This window comes from Streptomyces capparidis (genome assembly GCF_054782095.1).
Genome location: NZ_BAAGTD010000004.1, coordinates 247,070 through 270,635, shown reverse-complemented (window position 1 = coordinate 270,635; position 23,566 = coordinate 247,070). Strand labels below are relative to the sequence as shown.

The following is a 23,566-nucleotide window of genomic DNA, read 5'->3' as shown; positions in this document are numbered from 1 at the left end:
AGGTGGAACGCCAGGGGCCGGCACCGGCCGTCGGCCGCGAGGTGGATCTTCGTGGTCACCCCGCCGCGGGACCGGCCCAGGGCGTGGCCGGCGGGCTCACCGGCCGGGGCCCCTTTTTGCGGGCCCCGGCCGCGTGCTGGTGAGCCCGCACGATGGTGGAGTCCACCGAGACAGCCCACCTCAGGTCCTCGTCCGCGTCGGCTTGGGCCACCAGGGCGGTGAAGACCCGCTCCCAGGTGCCGTCCACCGCCCACATCCGCAGCCGGTTGTACACCCCCCGCCAGTTGCCGTACTGCTCCGGCAGGTGCACCCACTGCGTCCCGGTCCGGAACTTGTGGGCGATCGCATCGATCACCTCACGATGGTCCCGCCAGCGGCCACCCCGCCTCGGTGTCCGGTCCGGCAGCAACGGCTCGATCCGCGCCCACTGCGCATCTGTCAACGGCACACCCAGACCAACGACCGACTGATCCGAACGAAACTGCCTAGCCCTCAGACGCACATTCCGAGCACTTCCCGGAGAGGACACTCATGTACCAGTCCCAGCCCGATGACCAGCTCGTCGGCGATCCCTACTGCAGCGGCGCCGCCGTGTACGCGAGCCCACCGGCCTCCAGGAGGCGGCGCCGGATCATTGCTGCGGTGTCCCTCGTGCCGTTGCTGATCGGTGCCGTCGTGGTCGACCGGGTCGCCGCGGCCCGTGTGGAGAGCCGTACGGCGAAGGCGTTCCAAGACGGCATGGGAACCGCTGATCGGCCTTCGGTGCACGTCAGCGGCTTCCCCGTGCTGACACAGCTGGCCGAGGGCAGCCTGAGCCACGTCGACCTCACCGCCCACGACATACCTGCCGACGGCTCGACACGGCCCCTGCCGGTGACGAAGCTGACCGTCGGCCTCGACGGTCTGAAGACCTCGGGCAGGGCCGACGAGGCTCATGCCCGCAGCGTCGACGCGACCGCGTTCCTGTCGTACGAGGACGTGTCGGCCGCGCTCGGCGTGGGCGTGTCGAGAGGTGACGAGCCGGGCCGGATCCACGCGACGGCCAGTCTGCCGCTCGCCGGCGACGTGACCGTGAGTGCGGCCGTCTCCGCGGCGAAGGGCAACCGCATCGCCTTCACGGACGTCCGCACGGTCCAAGGCGAGCTGATCCCGCCCTTGCTGCTCGACAAAGCACTGGAAGAGCCCGTCCCGCTGGAGAACGTCCCCGAAGGGCTGCACCTGCGCTCGGTCACCACCACGGAGAACGGGATCGATGCCCACTTCACCGGCCGCTCGGTCACCTTCCGCCCGAGCTCGTCGTCCACCGCGTGAGGAGTGGGGCGTCGGTGGTCGGTCAGGCAAGGTCGGGGAGGGGGCGCCGGGCGACCTCGTGGGCGTCGTCCGGCGGGACGCCCAGCATGCGCAGGACCATCTCGGCGAGGTTCACCGCGGCGTCGTCGCCGTCCACATCGGGGCGGGCGAATCTCAGCTCCACCAGGGACAGCAGCGTTCCACCCAGTGCGGACAGGGCCACCGTCGGGTCGACGGCGGTGAAGCGGCCGGAGGCCATGCCGACCTCGACGTCCCGGCGGGCCCGCCGGGCCAGTCCGTTGTCCGAGTGGATGTGGCCCAGGCCCCGGCCGCGCAGTACCTGCATCAGCTCCGGGTGCGACTCGGCCATGCGGGCGCTGAGCCGGAAGCCCGTCGCGACGAGCTCCGCCGGGTCGTCGATCCCGGCCAGGCGCTCGTCGAAGGTCTGGCCGAACTCCTCCAGCGCGTCCTGCACCGCGGCCTCGAACAGCTCCGTCTTGGACTCGAAGTGGTTGTAGAAGGAGCCGAAGCCGACGTCGGCGCGCTCGGCGATCGCCTGGATGCTGGCGCTGGTGTCCCCGTTCTCGGCGAGTATCTGGCGGGCCGCGCGGACGAGAGCCGCGCGGGTCTCGGCGCGACGCCGCTCGAATCGGTTACTGGGCGGTGCTGACGTAGGCATGCCCAGAGTCTAACCGCGGAGACGATGAGCATCGCAGTCCTGATGAAACCATCATTTCCTGCCGTGAACAACTTGACGACAGAACTGTCAGAGTTGATGATTTCCTCATTACGGCAATGTTGCTTGGAGGGCACCATGTCCGAAACCCGCGTCAACGCAGTCGGCGTCCCGGACGTCAGGACGGCCCATCAGGACCTCCACAGCGCGCAGGGCGCCCTGCGCGGCGAGCATCCCGGGCGGTCCCGGAATCCCGTGATCAAGGTGGCCGACCTGGCCTGGCTGGAGTTCGAGAAGCCCGATCTGGGCCGGGCCGAGGTCTTCGCCCGGGACTTCGGCTTCGGTATCGCCGCTCGGAGCGAGAGCGAGCTGTGGCTGCGGGGCACCTTCGCCGGCTCGCCGTGCATGGTGATCCGGCGCGGCCGGGCCTCCCGTTTCATCGGCCCTGCGTTCCGTGCCGCCGAGCGGGCCGACCTGGACCGGCTGGCCCGCGCGACTGGCACGTCCGTGCGGGACGCGGACGTGCCCGGCGGTGGCAAGGTGGTCGACCTGCTCGACCCCTCCGGCTTCCCGGTCCGGGTCGTGCATTGCGGGGAGGAACTGCCGGCGCTGCCCGAGCAGCAGCCGCTGCTGCTCAACTTCGGCACCGATCACCGTCGCACGAACGTCACCCAGCGCCCGCCGCGTGAACCCTCCCGCATCCAGCGTCTGGGCCATGTGGTCCTGGAGACAAGGGTGTTCGGGCGCGCCTTGGACTGGTACCTGGACACCCTCGGGATGATCGTGTCCGACTTCCTGTTCCTCGACGGCCAGCGCGGCCGTGGGCCGACGATGGCGTTCATCCGCTGTGACCAGGGCAGCCGGGCCGTTGACCACCACACGCTGGCCATGCATCTGGGCCCGGGCAACGGCTACGTCCACTCCGCTTACCAGGTGACCGACCTCGACTCGATCGCCGCCGGCGGAGAGTACCTGGCCGAGCGTGGCTACAAGCGCAGCTGGGGCATCGGCCGGCACATCCAGGGCAGCCAGCTCTTCGACTACTGGCGCGACCCCGACCACTTCATGCTGGAGCACTTCGCCGACGGCGACCTGTTCTCCTGCGACCTGGAGCCCGGCTGGGCACCCATGTCGACCACCGGCCTCGCCCAGTGGGGGCCACCTGCCACCCGTGACTTCCTCGGCGCGAGCCCCTCCCCGCAGCGGGTCCGTGACGTCATCGAAGCCCTGCGAGGCGACAACGAAATGGACCCGGCACGCCTGCTGGGCCTGCTCAAAGCCGCCAAGTCCTGAACCCCCAACTCCCTCACGAAGGTACTGACATGAGCACCAACGTCCTGCGCACCGCCGACGGCTGGTGGGTCCTCCGCAGCGACCGGGCCGTCCCCGTTGACACCAAGGCCGCCACCACCGCCGAACTGATCGCCGACCGTGACGCCGTACGGGAGGCGGCGCTCTCGGCCGACACAGGCACGCCCGTCGCCGATCTAGTGACCCTCTCGCCGGTCACCACCCCCTGCCGGGTGGTCGCCCAGATGGTCAACTACCGCAGTCACGCGCGCGACTCGGGCTTCACCGGCGACATCCCGCCCGCCTTCTTCCGCAAGGCGTCCGGGTCGGTGAGCGGCCCGGGCGAGGCGATCGTCCGGCCGTCGCACGTGAAGTTCCTCGACTACGAGATCGAGCTCGGGCTCGTCATGAGCGCACCCCTGCCCATCGGCACTGTCGTTCAGGAGCGTGACCTGCCCTCGTATGTCGCCGGGCTGGTGATCACGAACGACGTCAGCGCGCGTGAGGTGCAGCTGACCAAGACGCAGTTCTACGAGAGCAAGTCGTACCCGACGTTCACACCGACCGGCCCCTACCTGGCGTTGCTGGAGCCCGAGGACTTCGCCCATCTCCTTGATCTGCGGCTGAAGCTGTCGGTCAACGGCGAGCTGCGTCAGGACCGCACCCTCGCTGACATGATCGTCCGTCCGGCACAGGCGCTGACCTTGCTGGCCCGTTTCCAGACCCTCGACCCCGGCGATCTGCTGCTCACCGGGACCCCCGGCGGCACGGCCCTCAAGGCCCCGCCCAAGGCGGTGGAGAAGATCGGCGCGCTGCTGCCGCCCGCCGTGAAGTGGAAGGCGTTTTTCAAGAGCCAGGCCCGCAACCCGCGCTACCTGCACGCGGGTGACGTGATCACGGCGACGATCTCGACCGCGGACGGGCGGATCGACCTCGGCGAGCAGTGCACGCCCGTCACGGACGCGAAGTAGGCCCCGAGGTGAGCCGCACATGACCGCCGACCAGGCCGGGCCCCGGGACGCCACGCCCGGGCCGGCACAGACAGACCCCGCACCCGTCGTGATCATCGGCGCCGGGCCGGTGGGCGTGACCGCCGCCCTCCTCCTCGCCCGGCGCGGTGTCCGCACCGTCGTCCTCGAACGCCACCAGGACATCTACCCACTCCCGCGCGCCGTCGCCACCGACGACGAGGTGCGCCGCATCCTCCAGGCCGCGGGCGTAGGCGAGGATTTCGCCGCGATCGCCCGCCCAGCGAAAGGACTTCGGCTCCTGGACGCCCGGCACCGGGTCATGGCCGAGTTCCGGCGCTCCGAGCACGGCCACCACGGCTACCCGCAGACCAGCATGTTCGACCAGCCCGAGCTGGAGCGACTGCTGCGCGACGCCCTCGCCCGGCGCCCGGAGTGCGAACTGCGGGGCGGTGTCGAGGTCACCGGCGTCGGCCCGGACCCGGCTGGCCCCGTGCGCGTGACCTACCGCGACGACGACGGTGAGCATCATCTGTGGGCCGAGGCGGTCCTCGGCTGCGACGGCGCGGGCAGCCTCACCCGCGACGCGATCGGCGCCGCATGGGAGGACCTGCGGTTCGAGGAACGCTGGACCGTCATCGACGTCCGTACGAAGGCCGACGTCCGCTGCTGGGAAGGCGTCGACCAGGTCTGCGACCCGCACCGGCCGGCAACGTTCATGCGCGTCGGTGAGGACCGCTACCGCTGGGAGTTCCGGCTGCGAGACCGGCAGCAGCCGGTCCGCGAGCTGATCGCTCCGTGGCTCCCGCCCTCGTACGACGGGGACTTCGAAGTCGTACGGGAGACGCAGTACACCTTCCGGGCCCGGGTGGCCGACCGGTGGCGCAGCGGACGGGTCTTCCTCCTCGGCGACGCCGCCCACCTCACCCCGCCGTTCATCGGGCAGGGGCTGTGCTCGGGCCTGCGTGATGCCTACAACCTCACCTGGAAGCTCGCCCGAGTCCTCCAGCAGGGTGGCGACGAGCGGCTGCTGGACACCTACGAGAGCGAACGAAAGCCGCACGCCCGGCATGTGATCCGGCTCGCCGTCGCGATGGGCTGGGCCATGACCGGCGGCCAGGACGGCGCCGCCGCCCTGCGCCGCAGGATCCTGGCCGCGGCCTGCCGCATACCCGGCCTCACCGCGGCAGCTGGCCGCGACCTCAGCCCACCCCTGACCGCCGGGCCCCTCGTGCGGCGCCGCACCCGCAAGGGTCTTGTGGGCACCCACTGCCCGCAACCGTGGGCGGGACTCGACGGCCGGCGCATCCGTCTCGACGAGGTGCTCGGCACGACCTTCACCGTCCTGACCGCCGCCGATTCCTGGCCCTCGCTGCGCGCCCTCGCCCACGGGCTCGGCATCCCGGCGATCCCCGTGACCGACCTCCATGACGACGGCACTCTCGCCGCCTGGCTGCGCGCCGGCCGGGCCGACGCCGTCCTGCTGCGCCCCGACCGCGTCGTCATGGACGTCGTCCCAGCCGGGGGGCACGACTTCACGGACACCGCCGCCTGGGCGTCTCTCCTGCACACCACGCGCAGCCCCCACCCTTCCCCACGGACCGTCGAGAAAAGCCTGCTGAGGAGCGCCACACGATGACCAGGCCGTACCCGGAACCCTTCACGACGCCCGATCCACAGGCCGTCGCCGACAGCCGCATCATGGACTTCGCCCGCCACGCCGGGCTCGACGGCACCGACTACGCCGCCCTGCACCGCTGGTCGGTCACCGACCTGGAGGGCTTCTGGGGCGCGGTGTGGGAGTACTTCGACATCGACGCGGACACGCCGTACGAGCAGGTGCTCGCGGAGGAGCGGATGCCCGGTGCCCGCTGGTTCCCCGGCGCCACCCTCAACTACACCCACCACGCCCTGCGCAACCTCACCGACGACACCGCGGCGATCATCGCCCTCGACGAGACCGGTTCCAGCCACGAGGTGACCGGCGACCGGCTGCGCGCCCAGGTCGCCTCCGTCGCCGCCACCCTGCGCGACCTTGGCGTCGGCCAGGGGGACCGGGTCGTCGGCTACCTGCCCAACACCCCGCACGCGATCGTCGCTTTCCTCGCCGCCGCGAGCCTGGGCGCCGTGTGGTCGGTCTGCGGACAGGACTACGCCCCCAAGGCCGCCGCCGACCGCTTCGCCCAGCTCGAACCCACCGTCCTGATCTCCGCCGACGGCTACCTCTTCAACGGCACCACCCACGACCGCCGCGACGCCACCCTCGAACTCGCAGGCGCGCTGCCGACATTGAAGGCAACCGTGCTCGTGGACCACGTGGGCCTGCCGTGGCCGCCACAGGCGTACCCGTCGCTGGTGGTGCCGTGGGAGGACGCCGCCACCCGCACCGAGGAACTCACCTGCACACCGGTGCCCTTCGACCACCCGCTGTGGGTCGTGTTCTCCTCGGGCACCACCGGCCTGCCCAAGGGCATCGTCCACGGCCACGGCGGCGTCCTGCTCGAACATCTCAAGACCCTCGGCCTGCACTCCGACCTCGGCCCCGGCGACCGCCTGCTGTGGTACACCACCACCCACTGGATGATGTGGAACCTGGTCGCCTCCACGCTGCTCACCGGCGCCACGACCTGCACCTACGACGGCAGCCCGGCGCCCTTCGCCAAGCTCGGCGTCCTGTGGGAGCTGGCCGCTCGTCACCGGGTGACCGTCTTCGGCACCAGCCCCCAGTACCTGCTGGGCATGGCCAAGTACGGCATCGACCCCTCGGCGCACGACCTGTCCTCGATCCGCGTGGTCGGCTGCACCGGCTCCGCCCTGCCGGCCTCCGCCTACCCCTGGGTCCGCCACCACGTCGGCGACCACGTCCTGCTCGCCTCCATCAGCGGCGGCACGGACATCGTCTCCGGATTCGCCGGCAGCGCCCCTAATACACCGGTTTGGGCAGGAGAGCTGTCAGCACCCCACCTGGGCGTGGCCCTGGCCGCGTACGACGCCGAGGGCGTCCCGATCGTGGACCAGGTCGGGGAACTGGTTGTCACCCGCCCGATGCCGTCCATGCCGCTGTACTTCTGGAACGACCCCGACGGCACCCGCTACCGCGACGCCTACTTCTCCTCCCACCCCGGCGTATGGCGGCACGGCGACTGGATCACGGTCACGGGCCACGGTTCCGTGATTGTCCACGGTCGCTCCGACAGCACCTTGAACCGCAACGGCGTACGCCTGGGAAGCGCCGACATCCATGACGTCGTCGAACGCCTCCCCGAGATCACCGAGGCCCTCGTCATCGGCGCGGAAGAACCCGACGGCGGCTACTGGATGCCGCTGTTCGTGGTCCTCGCCGCCGGGGTGACCCTGGACAACCCGCTCCGCGAGAAGATCAAGGAGGCGATCCGGACGGGTGCCTCACCCCGCCACGTCCCCGACGAGATCCTCGAAGTCCCCGGCATCCCGCACACCCGCACCGGCAAGAAACTCGAAGTCCCCGTCAAGCGCCTCCTTCAGGGCGCCCCGGTCGAGCAGGTCGTCAACCTTGCGGCCGTGGACGCCCCTGACCTCATCCATTACTTCGCCCACTTGGGCGCCGAACGCCGGGGCCGGTCGTCGTGACAACCGCGCAGATCACCCTCGCCGTCGTCCTGACCCTGGTCTTCCTGTCACTGGGAGCGGCGAAGATCGCCGCGGTGCCGTTCATGCGCCAGGCGGCAGCACATCTCGGCATGTCGCCGGGCCTCTACCGCGTCGTCGGCGGCCTGGAAGTGGCCGGAACCATCGGGCTGGTACTCGGACTGGCTTCCGCCCCACTCGGGGTGGCCGCCGCGATCGGGCTGGCACTGCTGATGACCGCGGCCGCAGTGGTCCACCTGCGCCACGGCGACCCGCCCGTGCGGGCCATGCCCGCCGCCGTCATGGCCCTGACGGCGGTGGCGTACGCCGGGGTGGCGATCGGTACCGGCTGACGGTCTGCAGCGTGCGCCGTTTCGCGGGGCCCGTCGATGCCCGAGGACCCACGGGTCTCCCGCCGACCGCTCGCGGAAATGCCGCGGTAGAAAGCTCAACGGCACCCGCCACCGCCAGCCGCTGACCGACGTCCGCAGCACCTTCCGCCGACTCGCCTTCAGCTGAACTCGTCTCGAGCCCAACAGAACCCGACAACCTTGATTCCGACAACCAACTTGCCTAACGAACACCGGGCACCTCCCAGGTGCCGTCGTTGCGGTAGGCAGGCTTGACCAGCAGGAACCTGCTCTGCTCGTCGTGGAAGATCGCTCCTGCTCCGGCGATGTGCCTGGGCAGGGTGGCGTAGTACTCGGCTGGGGGCAGCGGTGCATGGCTCATGGACAGCGAGCTAAGAGGCGATCCCCGGGTGCGCGCGGCGGCGCGGGCGCTTGCAGCAGCAGTGCGACAAACCGGCACTGGCGTCACTCCTGCCTCGGACGGTCGAGCGAAACCAGCCCGTCGCCGTCTCGGGTGTGGGCGCGGGGACAGGCGGGACAGCGCAGGGCCGGGTCGAGCGTGCGGCCGCAGTGGCAGACCCAGCCGCACTGGCGGGCCATATTCCCGGCGACCAGAGCGTGCGCGGGCACGTCCTTGGTGACGACGGCACCGAGCGCGACCATGGTGTGGGCACCGACGGTGGCGCCGGGGCCGAGGAGGCCTCCGGCACCAACGATGGCACCCCCGCCCTGGCCGGAGAACGCGGCGACACTCACCGCCTACCCCGCCTCGCCGTCGCCAGCGACGCCTATCCGCGCGATCGCATGCTCTTCGCCACCAAACTCACCCGAGCCCGCCTCCATACCCACGACATCACCGGCGCCTGTTAGGGCCTGTATCGAAAGTAGATCTTGGCTGGAAGAAGTAATGGGCACTTACGTCCCGCGCTCCTAATACTCAGGCGGATGCAGTCCACGACGATCAGGCGTGCCGTTGCACATGATGCGCAGCGCCTCACCTCGCTGATTCAGCAGTCCAGTGCCTATCAGGGGCAGTACGCCTCGATCATCTCCGGATACCGGGTCACGGCGGAGTACGTCGCCCAGCATCGAGTCTTCGTGGCCGTCGATGCATCCGGTCAGATACTCGGCTTCTACGCCCTCGTGCTGGAGCCGCCGGAGTTGGACTTGGCATTCGTCGCGGATGAGGCGCAGGGACTGGGTATCGGGCGGCGCCTGATCGGGCACATGGCCGTTCAGGCCAGGGAAGCCGGTGTGGCCAGCGTGCGCGTGGTGGCCCATCCGCCGGCGGAGAAGTTCTACCTGCGCATGGGCGCGAAGCGTGTGGGGACGGTCGCCCCATCTCCACCGAAGGTCGCCTGGGAACGGCCGGACTTGCAGTTCACCATCCCGATGGCAAAGCGGGCAGTCACAGCCACTCGTTGATGGCTGCAACGAGGACGGCTGCCTCGTAGCGGACCGCGAGCTTGTCGTGTCTCGTGGCCACAGCCCGGTGCCTTTTGAGGCGGTTGATGCCGCACTCGACTGCGTGGCGCTCGCGGTAGTCGATCGCATCGAATTTCGGCGGTCGACCTCCGTGGGAGCCGCGCTTCTTACGGTTGCGGGCCTGGCCGGCCTTGTCCGGGATGGTGCAGCGGATGCCGCGCCGTCTCAGGTAGGCATGGTTTTTCCGGGAGGCGTACGCCTTGTCCGCGCGGGCCCGATCGGGCCAGGCGCGGGGCCTGCCCGGCCCGAGACGGGGCACACAGACCTTCTTCAGGACGGGCTCGAACTGCGGCGAGTCCCCTGCTCTCCGGCCGTTATCACGATGGACATGGGCGCCTGCCCCTGTTCGACGGCCAAGTGCAGCTTGGAGGTCAGGCCGCCACGCGAGCGCCCGAGGCCATGGTCGTCCGGCTCGACGGCGGCACCGCCGGGCGGCTCCTTCTGCAGCTCCCCCTTTTTTTTTCGTGCCCCGGCGGCATGCTGGTGCGCTCGGCAAAGCCCGGCTTGCGCACGGCGGGGGTCGGCACGTTGAGGGCCTTGGCGAGTTGGGGTACAAGGCGGAAGCGGGGCCGTGGGCGCGGTCGATGCCGGGTGCTCGTGTTCCCGGCCGCCTTCAGCTCCTGGCCGAGGAGGTGCGCGCCAGCCGGGTGAAGGACCGTGACACGGCCGGGGCCGCGTCCGTTGCCAGGTGGTCAGCTCACTCGGTCGGTGGGAACAGGAGTGCTCAATGGCTTCTCGTCTACGTATGTCCCGTGTGGTGGTGAGCGTCGCCGCAGCGATGCTCGGCGTCCTCGGACTTGCCGGCACCGCGTCCGCCGACGTCGTCGTCGGCTTCGAGGCCGCCGGGATCTCCAGTACCACCAACTAGTTCGACGTGGACTAGTTCGCCGCGCCCTGGCAGAGGGAAGCGGACGTTTGAAGTCCGCACTCGTGTACTCGCGCCCGGGAACGGCGCGGGGGTGAGTGCGGCGGGCCCGCCCCCGCGACATCCCGTCGGGGCGGGCCGCGGGGCAGGCGCACGGCGAAGCGCGCCGGCCGGGTGAAGGGCGCTGACACGGGTGAGGCCGCGGGCAGCACGAGCCGTCCGCGTCGGCGGTCACCGATCCGCATTCGGCCGCAATGGGCGCCAGCGCAGCGACGGGGCGGCCGGGGACGGCCAGCCCCGGCCGTCATCGGCCGGGCAGGCTGGACAAGCCGGGGACGAGCCGGACAGCGGAAGCGTGGAGGACTACGCGCTGGAGGTCGTGCGGGAGGTCGGCATCGCCACCCGCTGTCACCTACGAGGAACATGCCCGGCGGCCGGCGCAGGACGGGCGGGCCGTCTCCGGACGCCAGATGAGGAAGTGGCTGGGCGCCCGGGAGAAGGCGGGCCTGGTCCGGCAGACCACACACGGGCGCTACGGCCCGCAGGCATCCCCGCAAAAGACCTCCCCGCGCCCGCCGACGGATGAGCCGGGAAAGGTTGGTAGCGGCACGAAGCGGGCGGGTCGCCGCCGCGGCCCTGGGTTCGGGCGGCTGCCCTTGACGGCCCCAGCGGCCCGGACAGCGGGGCGGTGTTCGAGGCAGGGACGCGGTCGCCCTGGTCGAGGATGACCGCAGGCAGCACCACTGGGTCGTCGGCCAGCGCTGCGCCGGTTGCCCCGTCAGCGGTATCGGCGCGTTGGCGGGAGTGGGCAGTGCGTCGGCCGCCGAGGTGCAGCGCCGCCGTGATCCCCTCGAGCAGGGTGGCGCGGGCGTGGCGGGTGATGTCGTACAACGCGGCCACGGGGGAGGTGCGCGGAGTGCAGGCGGCGCCCAGGCGGTGGATGCCGGTGATGACCACGAGCGGGACGCCGCGCAGCAGGTGGTCGGTGACCCAGACCCTGGCGCCTGCACCGCGGGGGAAGGGGTGGCCCAAGCCGCCGCCCGGTCCGGTCGCGAGACGGGGCTTGCGGGCAGCGGTCGCCGGTGCGGTGCGAGGAGCGGCCGTCAGGCCGTGCCTCGCACCGCCGGGCCCACGGGGTGTGGCGGTGCGGGGCTGCCGTTGCCGCCGCAAGGGCACTGACACCAGCCGACACACCGCGGATGCCGTGGCTGACACCGGGTCGGTGCGGTCTTCGGGTCGTTCGCCCGAACGCTCAGGTTGCCGTCACCGTGGCCGGGCAGGGTCGTTGCACGAGGCATGAGACCTGGTGCCGTGCTGCGTGCCCTTGTGGTGTGCCTCGTCGTGCCGGCGGGCATCGTGCTGCTCGCCGGCACGGCCCGGGCGGGAGGGATCGTGCAGATCCTCAACCCGGCGTTCGGCAACGGCTGCGGGAACCACTCCTCCGGCGCTACGGCCCGGGCGAGCACCACCGCCAGCCCCGGGACCGTAGGAGGGAATCAGGCAGCCGTGCCCCTCACCGGGCCCAGCAACCACTGCGGAGGCGCCGAGATCGACCTTTCCAGCGTGCCTGTGGTCGGATCGCTCCTCGGCGGCGGCGGCCCTTCGCCGGCGCCCGACGAGCAGGATGAGGCCACCTGACATACCGGCCTTCGGACTATCTGCCCCAGTGGGGCGGCAGCTCGTGAGCAGTCGCGCTGCCCTCGCTCCGTCCGGGCCCGGGGACGCGGCGGCCGTTGCGCCGCGAGGGCACTGACACCAGCCGACCGATCCGTGCCGCCCCGGCCCAGGCTCGGCGCGCCAGGCACCGAGGCGGTCGGCCCCTGCCTCACCAGCCCAGGATGGACAGCACCCGATCCGCGAGGTAGTCCGCGTCCTTCCCACGCCGGATCTCCGGGGAACACACAGGGCCGGGCCGGGCCGGTCTTCGACATGACCACCAGCCTCCCGCTCCGGTCGCACCCGCACCACCGAAACGACGAACACCGCCGTGCCGCGCTTCTTCGCGCCGCCCCTGCCCGGATGCAGGCGCAAGGCGGTACCCAGCAGCCGCGGCAGGAGCCCGACTCCCGACCCCCGCCTTGCTTCGTCCGCCCCCTTCCCCGCCGGGCGCCCCGGCCCCGCACGGGGCCATCAACCGGCCAGCGCAGCGCCGCCCCGGATCCCCCGCCACGCCGCTCGCCGTACCGTCACCCACCCCTTTCCCATCACCTTCCAGGGGCAGCGAGAGGCGTACAGGAGATGTCAGCACCCTGGGGTCACTCACCGCAGGGTGCTGACCAGCCGAAACGGCTGTCGTCACGCTGAGTGCCGCAGGTGATGGTGAAAGCGATGGTGCAAGGAATGGTGCAAGTGATGCTGCCACGGAGCTGCGGCCACGCCAGGCGCTACCGTCACCGTCCGTGACCAGGCGGGTCGGAGGCCACCGGCACGCGCCGCGCCGGGCGTGCCCCCGGCGGGGGTGGGTCGTTGGGCAGGGCGTGACCCGCTGCTCCGTCTAGGCCCGAGCCATTCGCCGTGACGCCGCCGCGCTGCTGGGGGATCTCGAGGCGGGTAGGTGGGTGCCCAGCGAGGCGGAGCGGGACTTCGCCGAGGGTCTGGCCCGCCTTCCCTGGGACGGGGCGCACTTCCGCGCCGTGCTCAGCCAGGTCCCGGACGCGGTCCGCGGCGGTCGACTGCTGGTCGACGACCGCGATTCGGTCGGCGGGCCAACTACCGCACAGCGGGCTGGACAGCAGCGCCCGGCCAGGGTCAGCCGAACCCCTTGCCGCGACGGACTCCGAGTGGACTCGGTGGCAACCCGCTGACGAGGTGCTGGTTGTACTCCGATGGAGCGACGTCGTTCGGAGAGTCGGGGTGCAGCAGCGCGGCGAGCTGCTGGATCTGCCCCCGACCCACACCGAGCTCGTCCATCCCGCCGCCGTAGAGGATGGTCCCCCAACCCGCCGCTCGCCCGTAGAACGAGAACAGACCAGCAAGGCTGCCGAACCTGCATGGCTTGACGTTGATGTGCGACGGGACGATGGCCTCTCGGTCAGGCGCCCACGCCCTGCCGACTGGCGCATCGAACGACACCGCCGTCCTGGACGCGTCGACCAGCCTGGAGATGCCGGATGCATCGTGGGGATCCTCGAGGATCGCCTCCGGGAAGCACCCGAGGCACTCCTCGTAGATCGCCATCAGCCTCGGACCGACGGGCTCCGCCGCACCGCTGCGGCCCTTGAAGTCGAGGATGCTCACGCCACCCACCGTCCTCAGCTCTCGGATGAGCTCCGGCGTCCACCATGACTCGACGTCGATCTTGAACAGCAGATCCGGATCGCTGGTGCGGCGTTGCCTCAGCAGATCAAAGGGTCGATCCCGGTCGAGTCGAACGGAGTTCACGAACCTGACCGGTCTCGGCCTCCGCCCGAGCAGCTCACCGACATCGACGTCGTTCTGGCGAAGCGCCAGGTCGAACGCCGCGGCCTCGAACGCCCATCGACGCCACTTGACCGCCGTCGGCCAAGGATGTCGATGGGGCCAGAGGTCCTGCTCATCGAGATGAAGGCCGAAGCTCTCGATGGTCCACGATCCTCGCAGCTCCACGTCCGGGGGCGCGAGGTGCAACCAGGTGTTCGTGTCGCTGGCGATCGGAGAGACATCCTCACCGGCTCCGGAGGCACCACGACCGGAGAGCACCGCGACCGAGGTCACCCTGGGCGACCCAACAGGCTCCTTGCGGTGAAGGGATCGATAGCGGACTCCATCGACGTCGAACGGCAGCCTTGCCACGATCGACCAGGCGCTCCCCAGCCAAGATGAAGATCCGAGGTCGTCGTGCATCCCGCGATGATCTCCTAGTCGGTCACGCGATGAAGCCCCTTCGCCATGCTCTCCTCCCAGTTCCGCCCATCGAACTGGACCACCTCGATCGACTCCGCAGGGCTGAGATCGACGCAGCGAGCATTGACGCTGTAGTAGCCCTCCGGGTGCGATCGCGGTCGGTAGAACGGCTTGATGCCACACAACGAGCAGAACGTGTGACGCGAAATCCTCGTTCCGTACTGATACGTCGTCAGGACGTCGGCTCCGGACAGGATCTCGAGTCGTGATTCCGGCACCATCAGCTCGCGATGACCCGACATCGAACAGATCGAGCAGTTGCACTCCGTAATCGTCAGATCGAGGGTCAACAACACGCGGAATGTGACAACTTCACAATGACAGTGGCCGCTGTACCAACGGCTCAACCCGAAGTCCTTCATCTCGCCCGGCGGCATGTCCAGATTCTAGCGAGATCCAACGGTAGAATCACTCCTCACGCACCGGGTGGGTTTGCCCTTCGCGAGGAGGCACGTGATGAGCTCTGATGTCGGTGTGGACGCCACGAGCGGGGGGATGACGACGGGCGCAGCCCACCACCGCTTTGCATCCCCTGGCACCGCGATCTCCGGCTCGGCAGACCTCTTCATCGACGGAGATGTGGCGCGCCACCTGCACGACGCTCGGGCTGAGTACACATCATCGCGCTACGTGTTCATGAACGGTCGCGATATGCAACACCTGGTCCGCCGCATGGGTGTCACGAGCGAAGACCTCGCTGAGCTGGTGGACGTCAGCAGATCACTCCAAAGCGATCCGACCCTCCCGTTCCGGCGCTCAGCCAGCGGATGCTTCATGATCGATCCGGTCGGCAGTCGCATTCGTCGCCTCGAAGACCGACCATTTCTCCTGACCGCGGACGACGACTTCAGGCGCTTCGACTCGGGATCCCCACGCTCGTTCCCGCCTCTGTCACACCTGCTGCTGCACAACCACGCCTTCGCCGCCCTCATGGCCATCAAGGCCGCGGTCACGACGGGAGTCGCCACTCGACCGAGGAAGGGTCTCGACTATTCGTCACCGACATCGGTGTGCACCGTGTTCCATCTGAGGACGATCACGAGCGCAGAGCTCACGGGGGAACCGGCGTTGGAGGGTGTGCACAGTGACGGCGTCGACCACACCATGACCACCCTTCTCGACATGTGGAACCCGGCGAACGACTGCGCGACCACCCAGCTCCACTCGTGGGACGAGGAGACGGGCCGGGCCTGGAACGACGCAACGTCTCCGCTGGTCGCCCTGCGTCACGCGACCCTCCTGGACACCCTCATCCTCGCGGACAACGAGCTCAAGCACAGCGTCTCGCCGTTAACGGCTGGGAAGGCCGGAACCCGTGCCACCCGCGACATGCTGGTGCTGTTCACAAGGCGCCTGACCCGCACGCGCCACCCATCGTCGAGATTCGAGTCCACGACTGACCACGTCGATGCGCCGGTCGAGTATGTGTTCGAGCCTTCCCCGTGACCCACACCGGATCGGCCTAGCTGGAGCGACGATGGACTGGGTCACGCAACGTCGTCGTCGAGAAGGTCGAAGATGGCCGATTCGATCGCGGTGATCTCGTCCCAGTCGTCACCGAACAACACGCACTCCATGAGATCCGATCGCGACGGGTCACAGGCGACGAGGATTGCGCCTGCGCCGCGACGAGGGTCGAAGGCGACGCCTCGCGCCTCCATCGCAGCCACGAAGGTCCGATGGGCGCGGGCCGGCAGTCCGCGAAGCGACCGCACGCGGCACTGGTCGGACCAGTCGGGCCCGCGCAGGCGCCGAGCAAGAGCGTGCAACATCGTCCCGCCGCCCCACCGCGCGTTCATCTCGTTGAGCACGAACTCGCCGTTCGTGGTCGTGATTCCGTCGACGTTGAGCACGCCCCGGTACCCGATGTCGGCCGCCACCTGGGCCGCAGCAAGGAGCACCGACCCGACGGTGCCCCGAGGACCCGGTTTCAGGTCGACGGGCATGTCCAGGCCGAGGCTCTCTCGCTCGCCCAGCTCCTTCAGCCGAGCGTCTTCACCCCTGATGGATCCGACATGTTGGAGCGATGCCGTTCCGCCCTCGTCGATGCAGAGCTCGGCATAGAAGCGATCTCGAGCAGTGTGGTACACCTCGACCACGACCGGGAAGCTGTCGGCCTCTTCCAGCTCGGACGCCAGCGACGCAAGACTGGAGTCGGGCAGCCGCCACAGATCCCTGGCGCCGACCGGTGGATGGCGCAGCGGACATCGTGTCACGGCGATGTTGCCAGCTGACCCAGCCCCATCGTCCCGCTTCACGATGGCGATGCCGGTCGCCCGCATGGACTCGTTGACTGCGTCCGCCAGATCCTTCCTCGAGCGAACGACGTGCCCGACGGCGATCGGCAACCCCGCCCCCGCCATGAGCGCCCTGAAGTTCGACTTCCTGTTGAGGATGCGCACGCCGTCCTGACGTGCGAAGTCGCCGCCAGCGAGCGGGACCCCCAGCTTTTCAGCCAAGACGGCAACGCCCACCGTCGCAAAGCAGGGGAAGATCGTCCAGCCCTCCGCGCCCGTGCCAGCCATGCGAGCGATGAGGTCGGCGACGGCCCCGTCGGACACGAGGTTCCGATCCTCGACCACTGAGCCGTAGGGCAGGATCTGCACCGAAGCGGGGTCGAGGGAGATCGTGCGTGCGAGGTACGAGACGTGCCCGGCGCCGACGGGTACCGGGGTGACGTAGATGTCGCCGTCGTGGAGGAACCACGACTGTCGCAGCGTCGAACGCACCAACCCGGCCGTCGTCAGGGGCACACCCGAGGTGTGGTCCACGCCGGCGTTCATGATGATGAGCTGCGGCACCGATCCCCTCCGGCGTCAGTGGAGATCTCAGTCCTGACGTTGGCACCAAGCGCAGTCGGGCCGTGGACAAGGGTCAGCCTCTTCACGACGATTGGGACCGTTGTACGATGAGTAGAAGTAGACGAGTACTCGTCGCTCGCCGCGGGTCACAGGTGCGACGCGGTGGGAGAGCCGGCAATCCGTGATGAGGACTTCGCCCACAGCGGGGCGGTAGTGCCGCTCCGACCCATCTGCACCAGTGACGATGAACTGTCCGCCGTCGTAGTCAGAGCTCAGCATGACCGTGACGGCGAAGTGGTTGTCGGGATTGCTGTCGATGTCTCGATGCACACCGACGTAGGAGCCCACCACGAGACGGTGAGCCTGACAGCGACGGATCGTCCAACGGGTCCCGCTGACGTTGCGCACGTGGGACAGGATCGCCGACAGACTGCTCTTGGGTCGCGGGGCCTCAAGAAGCTCGAACACCGCATCCGACGTCGGCCGGTTCACTCTCTCCGGGATGCTGGCGGGTCCGTCCGTTGCCAGTCGACTGACGTACAGGCTGTGCTGGTCCCCAGCGTCGCCAGCGCTCACCACTTCTTCGGGGAGCTTCGAGAGGAGGCCGCGCAGATGACTGAGTTCGAGCGCACCGAACACCGAATCCCACGTGACCACGACGGTGCCTTCGGCCGCAAGTCGGTCCCCTGCCTGCAGGACCGGGGCGATGTCGCATGCTCCCATGCCGGTCAGCAATTCACTTCGATCTGCGGGTCGATCATCGGAAGGTCGATCTCTCCAGCGTCCCTGAGCCGAGGGATGTCGCGGAGCGGAATATACGGAGTGTCCGGGAGCACCTGGACCTCGATGTCCGCCTCGTCGGCCTCGGTGTAGACAAGGATGGCCGAATCGAACCCGGGGAGTGATCCGACGATCCCGGCCTCGCCCCGGGCGGGTTGCCAGCTCCTGAATCGATCGTGGTCCGTCGCCATGAGCGGTTGCGACGGGACGCATCCGTCGTGTTCGGCGCGAGGTGACGTGCGCGGCGCAGTTTCGAACCGCATCTGTGAAGGACCGGTGAACCGGACCTGGTTGACGACGTAGCCCGTGGTGTCCCTCGCGTCTCCACCAGGTCGGACAACGATGCAAGGCATCGGCTCCTGCCCGTGCCACGTCGCCCGGAGCAGGCTGCCCGACAAGTGGACTACAGCCTTGTTGTTGGATTCCTTCGACATCGGTCGTCCCTTCGATCAAGCGCTTTGCGCCGCGCGCGTATTCCATGCATACCGTGCTCCGGCGCCAACGGCCAGTCGGCGAACCGGGGCAGGGGAAGATCCGGACAGGCCCATTTCTGCTGGGTCAGTGACCCATCCGCCATGTTCTGATCACGGTTTGGCTACCACCCGACAGATTGAACCAACCGGGCGTGGGAGTCAGCGTTCGAGCATTAGCGGGCCAGTGATCGGAGACTACGCCAGCAGCGGCCCCTTTCTGGCGTATTCGGTCGGTACCCCCTGAAGTTCATCCAATGGGTCGACGGTGTCCTGGCCTACCCCAACCGTCCAGGCCACACAGACGAGCTGGAACCTCACCGTCGAGCCGCCGAGCACACCCTCACCCAGCTCGCCGCCGACTGCCCGAACACCCCCGTCACCATCACCACCCCCGCCTGGCCCACAGCCCATCCGGCCCGGAGGGCCGCCCGAACTGCACCAGGCGGCTCCCCCGCCGCGCCGGGACCGGCCGCACGAGGGTGGCCACCGGCTCAGGCAGATCGCCGAACCCGGGCCCGACCGGGGCGTAGTCGGTGGCCGGGGCGGGCGCGGGGGAGTTTCCGGCGGCCGGCCCCCCGGTGCGACCGGCCAGCCCGGCGAGGACACCACCACCCGCCACGCTTCTTCGCGCCCCCGCCCGGCCTCTTCCCCGGCCGGGCGCCCCAGGCCCCGCACGGGGCCACCCAGACGGCCCAGCGCAGCGCCGCCGGGATCCCCCGCCACGCCGCCCGCCGTACCGTCGCCCGCCCTTCCCTCCACCACTTCCAGGGGCAGCGAGAGGCGTACAGGGGGATGACAGCACCCCGGGGCCACTCACCACAGGGTCTGACCAGCCGAAACGGCTGTCGTCACGCTGAGTGCCGCAAGCAATGGTGCAAGTAATGGTGAAAGCGATGGTGCCACGGAGCCGCGGCCGGACCGGGCGCTGCCGTCACCGTCCGTGACCCGGCCGCCCGGAGGCCACCAGGGTAGACGCCGCCCTCCCGGCACGGGGCAGGCGCCGCGCCGTGCCTGCCCCGGGGCCGCGGCGCCTGGCCGTCGACCTCGGCATCCCCACACCCCGCCGAACCTTGGAGGATCGGTGAAACCAAACTAGCCCCGCGGGGCCTTACGGCAATCTCAGATCGTCATGTGGCAGTCGGATCCGATCAGCACCACCACGCCGGAGCAGGCCACCGCTTGGCCAATCCCACAGCGAAGTCGGCGCAGACCGAAGGAGCCCTTCCGTGACCAACGTGCCCGATCCCGTATGCGTGCAGTGCGGCGAACGCCGGTGCGGTCGCCATTACGAGTTTCAGGTCGGTGTGCCGAGGTCGATGACGAACATGGGGAACGACCCCTACAAGGACACCATCACGACGTACAAGATCCTCGGCACAGAGTCCGGATTCCTATGCGACCGGTGCGCCCGGCGCCATGTCCTCATCCGGGGCCCCCTGCCTTTGCTGGCATGCCTGGTCATCGAGGCCGTGCTGTTCGCGGGGCTGCCGTTTCACAGCGTTCGAGTGCCGCAGCCCATGCTACCGGTTCTCTTCTTGGCCCTAGTGGGACTCGTCTGGTTCGCGGGCGGGGCGACGCGGAGGGCGCTCAAGCTGGTCGGCGTCGGCTGGCGAGGGGCCTTGGAGATAGTCTGGTCGCTGATCGCCTGGGTGATTCTGGTAACCACCCACGTTGGGGGCCCGTTCACGGTGGGGATCATCGTCGACGACTTAGACGAACCGGGTCAGCATTCCGTGCTCGACGCGTCTTCCGATGACCAGCTGTTCACATTCGATGTGGTCATCTTCGGCGTCACCGCGGGGCTCCATCTCCTTCTGCTGCTGGTGTCCTGGTTCGGCCGACGAGACTCGTTGGAGAGGCTGGTCTGGAAGCACCGCAAGTCTGCACTGCGCCGGAACCGGCCAGGGCTATGCGGCTTCAGCAGCGTCCAATACAACGCGCTCATCCCCTCACGGAACTGACGCCGGACTCCACGCCCGTGACCCTCCTGCGGGTTCGGCCTGCCGCCCCCAACGTCATCGGCATCACTCGCTCCACCGCCACCATGGTCGGCGCGCGCTGAACGTTCAGGCACGAAGCGGTGCGACCGGGCGCGCACGCCCCGGGGCACCGGGCCCGCGGCGCCCTCGGGCCCGACAGACTCCACCCGACAGCATCTCCCCGCGTGGGCCCGGGATCGAAGGGCGGGGTGGCCAAGGCCTGGGCCCAGGCGGGGAAGGGGCTGAGGGCGTGTGCGGAGACGAGGGCGAGCTGGCGGGCCGGTGGGCTCGAGGCAGGCGTAGGGGTCAGGCGTCCTCGACCATCGTCTCGACCGCGGTCCGTTCGCATTGCAGGCGGTGGGCCACCGATGGCGGGGCCAGCTCTCGGCGCCAGGCAAGGGGCCCGCAACGCGGCGTCGCGGTCGTCCAACGGCCCCTCGACCGGCAGCCACACTCCCCTGCGCCCCGGCCTCCACCGTCCACCGCTGCGTTACCACCCGCGTGAGGGCCGTCTCCTGTGCCCGGGCATCAGCCCTCTGCGGCCCCACCCGACGCATCCCGCAGCCACAGACCATCACAGCCCGCAGCACCTGCCGTCAGGATGCCATCCCTGCCGGTACGGTCGGCCGGCACCGGAGTGGTCGGCCGGGGCGCGCCCGGGCCGGCGAACGACGTCCCGCGCGGAGCACCTTGCCCGCAGCCCGAACGGGGAAAGGCGGCCGGGACACACGGCCGGTGGCGGTGCTCCGCTGGGCCCGGCACGCCGGCGTGGTCCCGGCCCCGGACGCTTCGGCGTTGCGGTGGTCCAGGTCCGCGGTGGAGGCGATGGAGCCGGCCGCGATCCGCGCCGCGATGCCCCACGCGCCGACCCCCGGGACGGTGGCCGCGGATCGAATCGCAGCCGCGCTCGGCACTCCGAATCAGCCCGGCCGGGCCGCGGCCGTCACCGTGTTCACCGTGCGCCGCCTGATCGGCCACGGGCTGCTGACGGACCTGTCCGCCGTGCCGGACGCGGTGCTGCTCAACCCCGACCAGGTCGACGTCGTGTGCGCCCGCGAGGACCTGACGGCGATCGTGGCCGCAGAGACACCGCTCGGGCCCAACCAGGCCGCCGCCCGGCTCGGTCTCAGGCGCGTGGCATGGGATCACATGGTCAGGCTCGGCTGGAACAGCCGCCGAGCATCGCCAGGTGCGGTTCGGCACCAGCCGACGCGGAGCGGTCCAGGTGCCCCTGTTCCGCACCGCCGACGTCGACGCCCTCCCCGAACAGCACCCCGAGATCGCCTGGACGCGGCTGCGCGCCCTGCGCAAGGGACAGCGCTCCCCGCTTGCCGCCCTGGGCACCGCGGCGCCGCCCGCGGGCCTGAGCCCTCCCGGCCCCGGCCCCCGAGGGGCGGGCGATGGCCCCGCCGTCCGGGCCGGGGCCCGCGCGCCCGGCAGCGCGTGACCGCTGGGCGACAAGGGCCCGCCGTCCCGGATGACGCGTTGGAGTGCGGCTCGCAGGTCGGCGATGTTGCCGTGCACGGCGGTCGCGGTCAACCTCCGGCAGCGGTTCGCGATGCGCAGCCCGCCGGGCGCTGCGCCGCTGCCGTCGTCAACATGCACTGGTTGATGAAAATCCACTATACCGCAACGCTGCGGTAATTCATCATTGATCCGCGACTTCTGCGTCGAGGGGCGCCGATGAGCGTTGTCCTTTTTCGCGATCGCGGTCGGCGTCTAGGCGGTGCTACTGAGGCGGTCGTCCCAGCAGCCTGCATCGCCGACCCATTCACCTTGGTGGAGATGCGCCCGGGTTTGCAAGATGTCGCCGCCGCAGAACTTGCACGTTGTCCAGTCGAGGTAGACGTCGTCGTGGGACTGGAGGGCTTCGGCGACCTCCTCGTCGGTGGGATAGGCCTTGTAGGGCTGTTCGTTGAGCACCATCCCGTCGCGGGCACGGACGAGGTTGTAGGTGACGCGGATGGAATCCGTGCCCTCGGAGAGTTCGCGGACCAGATAGGTCTCTTTGTCGACCTGAAAGGGGGAATGGTCGTACGTGCCCATTGCTTTCACTCCCTCTGCGGCTCCTGAACACCCAGCCGCTCGGCGTTGCGCACCCGATTGTTTCACGTATTACCCACCACGCACAACCCGCAACGGTGACTATCGCGAAGAAATTGCAGATACCAGCGGAATCCTGAATCGCGTGCGCGCGATCCTGAGGGTCGGTGCAACGACAACAGCCGACGCCTCATACGAGAATCGCGCCCTCGTGAACAGATTACAGAAACAGAGCACTGTCACTGCGCGGATTCCAGGAAGGCATATATCGTTCCGGGCGGCGTCAGCCGCACATCCGGACGAACACCGGCGCGGGCAGCGCAGTGGCTGCTGCGTCGACGCCCAAGCGCCGCCGATCGCGCGCCCGTCCGCGGTCGGTCGCGGACCGGGGGACGCCCGGCCTCGCTCGGGCAGCGTAGGTCGGGCCGGCGCAGGACAGGCCGTGGACGCACGGCGCAGCGGGCCCGGGGCGATCGGCCGGGGTGTATTCGGGTCGGCGGACGGCGGCCGCCGCGGGACACCAGGTCGACGACCACGCGGGCAAGGCAGCCGGGACGTACCCGACGCGGGGCCCCGCGTCCGCAGCACAACCACAGCGGACCCGCAGGACGGCACGCGCGGAGGACACCCGGGCCAGGCGCAGCAGCGGTCACACCGCGGGCTCCGTGCGGAGGCCGCGCGGTGTGGGGTTCGTGCGCATTGACCAGGTGGAGGGCCCGGGAGCGGGCCAGCCCCGGAGGCGGAGCGGGGCCGCGGCCGCGGCATGCGGCTGCGGCGGGGCCAGCGCCGATGTGGCCGAGGACGGCGGTCAGCCTCGCGCGGCGCCGCCGCCCTGGTGGGCGCGGATCTTCTCCCACGCCGCCTGGCCGACCTGCTGCATCTCCTCGGTGTACTCCACTCCCAGCTCCCGGGCCGCCTCGATCGCGCGGTGCTGCCGCTCGGCCTCGGTCAGCTCCCGCGCGGCGAGTTCCTCCAGCAGGTGCGAGATCGTTGTGCCCCGCTCCTCGGCCAGAATCCGCAGCCGGTCCCGCACCGCCTCGCTGGTCTTGATACTCGTCGGCTTGTCCACCCCCCGCTG

At 69.8% G+C, this 23,566-nt stretch carries 22 protein-coding genes and 2 pseudogenes; 13 read left to right on the top strand and 11 right to left on the bottom strand.

Annotation, left to right across the window (positions count from 1 at the left end; genetic code table 11):
• Nucleotides 1–454: pseudogene (locus tag ACYVO2_RS05970) on the bottom strand (IS5 family transposase); the annotation flags it as partial.
• Between the two features lie 77 nt (nt 455–531).
• Here ACYVO2_RS05970 and ACYVO2_RS05965 point away from each other — a divergent pair.
• Nucleotides 532–1,311, top strand: a complete 780-nt coding sequence (locus ACYVO2_RS05965; RefSeq protein WP_461006520.1) for an LmeA family phospholipid-binding protein — start codon at nt 532–534, stop codon at nt 1,309–1,311.
• 22 nt (nt 1,312–1,333) lie between these two features.
• Here the strand turns inward: ACYVO2_RS05965 and ACYVO2_RS05960 are convergent, their stop codons facing one another.
• Nucleotides 1,334–1,969, bottom strand: a complete 636-nt coding sequence (locus tag ACYVO2_RS05960; protein WP_461006519.1) for a TetR/AcrR family transcriptional regulator — start codon at nt 1,967–1,969, stop codon at nt 1,334–1,336.
• Nucleotides 1,970–2,104: 135 nt separating this feature from the next.
• Here ACYVO2_RS05960 and ACYVO2_RS05955 point away from each other — a divergent pair, with 135 nt between their 5' ends.
• The 5 genes from ACYVO2_RS05955 to ACYVO2_RS05935 are packed head-to-tail and all read left to right on the top strand — an operon-like array spanning nt 2,105 to nt 8,183.
• The gene (locus ACYVO2_RS05955; protein WP_461006518.1) at nt 2,105–3,259 is read left to right on the top strand and encodes a VOC family protein; all 1,155 of its coding nucleotides are present in this window, start codon (nt 2,105–2,107) and stop codon (nt 3,257–3,259) included.
• Between the two features lie 29 nt (nt 3,260–3,288).
• Entirely contained in the window at nt 3,289–4,227 is a 939-nt protein-coding gene (locus tag ACYVO2_RS05950; RefSeq protein WP_461006517.1) for a fumarylacetoacetate hydrolase family protein, read from the top strand.
• Between the two features lie 19 nt (nt 4,228–4,246).
• A complete protein-coding gene (mhpA, locus tag ACYVO2_RS05945; protein ID WP_461006516.1) occupies nt 4,247–5,863 on the top strand; it encodes a bifunctional 3-(3-hydroxy-phenyl)propionate/3-hydroxycinnamic acid hydroxylase MhpA in 1,617 nt (538 codons plus the stop codon).
• Entirely contained in the window at nt 5,860–7,833 is a 1,974-nt protein-coding gene (locus tag ACYVO2_RS05940) for an acetoacetate--CoA ligase (protein WP_461006515.1), read from the top strand. The genes mhpA and ACYVO2_RS05940 overlap by 4 nt, the downstream gene beginning before the upstream one ends.
• Complete coding sequence (locus ACYVO2_RS05935; protein ID WP_461006514.1) at nt 7,830–8,183, top strand: DoxX family protein; 354 nt, start codon at nt 7,830–7,832, stop codon at nt 8,181–8,183. Before ACYVO2_RS05940 ends, ACYVO2_RS05935 begins: the two co-directional genes overlap by 4 nt.
• A 220-nt stretch (nt 8,184–8,403) precedes the next feature.
• Here the strand turns inward: ACYVO2_RS05935 and ACYVO2_RS05930 are convergent, their stop codons facing one another.
• The gene (locus ACYVO2_RS05930; RefSeq protein ID WP_461006513.1) at nt 8,404–8,562 is read right to left on the bottom strand and encodes a hypothetical protein; all 159 of its coding nucleotides are present in this window, start codon (nt 8,560–8,562) and stop codon (nt 8,404–8,406) included.
• 188 nt (nt 8,563–8,750) lie between these two features.
• On the opposite strand from ACYVO2_RS05930, the gene ACYVO2_RS05925 reads away from it, so the two are divergent.
• Nucleotides 8,751–9,050 (top strand): hypothetical protein, encoded by a 300-nt coding sequence (locus tag ACYVO2_RS05925; protein ID WP_461006512.1) that lies wholly within the window; start codon nt 8,751–8,753, stop codon nt 9,048–9,050.
• 75 nt (nt 9,051–9,125) lie between these two features.
• Nucleotides 9,126–9,605 carry a GNAT family N-acetyltransferase gene (locus ACYVO2_RS05920; protein WP_437033605.1) on the top strand — a complete coding sequence of 160 codons (480 nt, stop codon included), beginning with the start codon at nt 9,126–9,128 and terminating at the stop codon, nt 9,603–9,605.
• Here the strand turns inward: ACYVO2_RS05920 and ACYVO2_RS05915 are convergent.
• Nucleotides 9,589–10,163: pseudogene (locus ACYVO2_RS05915) on the bottom strand (IS5 family transposase); the annotation flags it as partial. The gene ACYVO2_RS05920 and the pseudogene ACYVO2_RS05915 overlap by 17 nt on opposite strands.
• Nucleotides 10,164–10,410: 247 nt before the next feature.
• On the opposite strand from ACYVO2_RS05915, the gene ACYVO2_RS05910 reads away from it, so the two are divergent.
• Nucleotides 10,411–10,533, top strand: coding sequence for a hypothetical protein (locus ACYVO2_RS05910; protein WP_461006531.1), 123 nt, complete (start codon nt 10,411–10,413; stop codon nt 10,531–10,533).
• Between the two features lie 1,308 nt (nt 10,534–11,841).
• Nucleotides 11,842–12,168 carry a chaplin family protein gene (locus ACYVO2_RS05905; protein ID WP_461006511.1) on the top strand — a complete coding sequence of 109 codons (327 nt, stop codon included), beginning with the start codon at nt 11,842–11,844 and terminating at the stop codon, nt 12,166–12,168.
• A gap of 1,110 nt (nt 12,169–13,278) precedes the next feature.
• Here the strand turns inward: ACYVO2_RS05905 and ACYVO2_RS05900 are convergent.
• Both ACYVO2_RS05900 and ACYVO2_RS05895 read right to left on the bottom strand, forming a co-directional pair.
• Complete coding sequence (locus ACYVO2_RS05900; RefSeq protein ID WP_461006510.1) at nt 13,279–14,352, bottom strand: hypothetical protein; 1,074 nt, start codon at nt 14,350–14,352, stop codon at nt 13,279–13,281.
• A 14-nt stretch (nt 14,353–14,366) separates the two neighbouring features.
• Nucleotides 14,367–14,789, bottom strand: coding sequence for a GFA family protein (locus ACYVO2_RS05895; RefSeq protein WP_461006509.1), 423 nt, complete (start codon nt 14,787–14,789; stop codon nt 14,367–14,369).
• 79 nt (nt 14,790–14,868) lie between these two features.
• Between ACYVO2_RS05895 and ACYVO2_RS05890 the strand changes: the two genes are divergently transcribed.
• Nucleotides 14,869–15,858, top strand: coding sequence for a 2OG-Fe dioxygenase family protein (locus ACYVO2_RS05890; RefSeq protein ID WP_461006508.1), 990 nt, complete (start codon nt 14,869–14,871; stop codon nt 15,856–15,858).
• Nucleotides 15,859–15,899: 41 nt separating this feature from the next.
• Here the strand turns inward: ACYVO2_RS05890 and ACYVO2_RS05885 are convergent, their stop codons facing one another.
• The 3 genes from ACYVO2_RS05885 to ACYVO2_RS05875 are packed head-to-tail and all read right to left on the bottom strand — an operon-like array spanning nt 15,900 to nt 18,427.
• Nucleotides 15,900–17,213, bottom strand: a complete 1,314-nt coding sequence (locus tag ACYVO2_RS05885; RefSeq protein WP_461006507.1) for a preATP grasp domain-containing protein — start codon at nt 17,211–17,213, stop codon at nt 15,900–15,902.
• 27 nt (nt 17,214–17,240) lie between these two features.
• Nucleotides 17,241–17,948: a 2OG-Fe(II) oxygenase gene (locus tag ACYVO2_RS05880; protein ID WP_461006506.1), complete on the bottom strand. Its 708-nt coding sequence runs from the start codon at nt 17,946–17,948 to the stop codon at nt 17,241–17,243.
• On the bottom strand, nt 17,942–18,427 hold the full coding sequence (locus tag ACYVO2_RS05875) for a hypothetical protein (protein ID WP_461006505.1): 486 nt from the start codon (nt 18,425–18,427) through the stop codon (nt 17,942–17,944). Before ACYVO2_RS05875 ends, ACYVO2_RS05880 begins: the two co-directional genes overlap by 7 nt.
• A gap of 1,265 nt (nt 18,428–19,692) precedes the next feature.
• On the opposite strand from ACYVO2_RS05875, the gene ACYVO2_RS05870 reads away from it, so the two are divergent.
• Both ACYVO2_RS05870 and ACYVO2_RS05865 read left to right on the top strand, forming a co-directional pair.
• On the top strand, nt 19,693–20,427 hold the full coding sequence (locus tag ACYVO2_RS05870) for a hypothetical protein (RefSeq protein WP_461006504.1): 735 nt from the start codon (nt 19,693–19,695) through the stop codon (nt 20,425–20,427).
• A gap of 1,207 nt (nt 20,428–21,634) precedes the next feature.
• Nucleotides 21,635–21,892: a hypothetical protein gene (locus tag ACYVO2_RS05865; RefSeq protein ID WP_461006503.1), complete on the top strand. Its 258-nt coding sequence runs from the start codon at nt 21,635–21,637 to the stop codon at nt 21,890–21,892.
• A 272-nt stretch (nt 21,893–22,164) separates the two neighbouring features.
• Here ACYVO2_RS05865 and ACYVO2_RS05860 read toward each other — a convergent pair whose 3' ends face one another.
• Nucleotides 22,165–22,491, bottom strand: a complete 327-nt coding sequence (locus tag ACYVO2_RS05860; protein ID WP_461006502.1) for a hypothetical protein — start codon at nt 22,489–22,491, stop codon at nt 22,165–22,167.
• A gap of 805 nt (nt 22,492–23,296) precedes the next feature.
• Nucleotides 23,297–23,557 carry a hypothetical protein gene (locus ACYVO2_RS05855; RefSeq protein ID WP_461006501.1) on the bottom strand — a complete coding sequence of 87 codons (261 nt, stop codon included), beginning with the start codon at nt 23,555–23,557 and terminating at the stop codon, nt 23,297–23,299.
• Between the last annotated feature and the right edge of the window lie 9 nt (nt 23,558–23,566).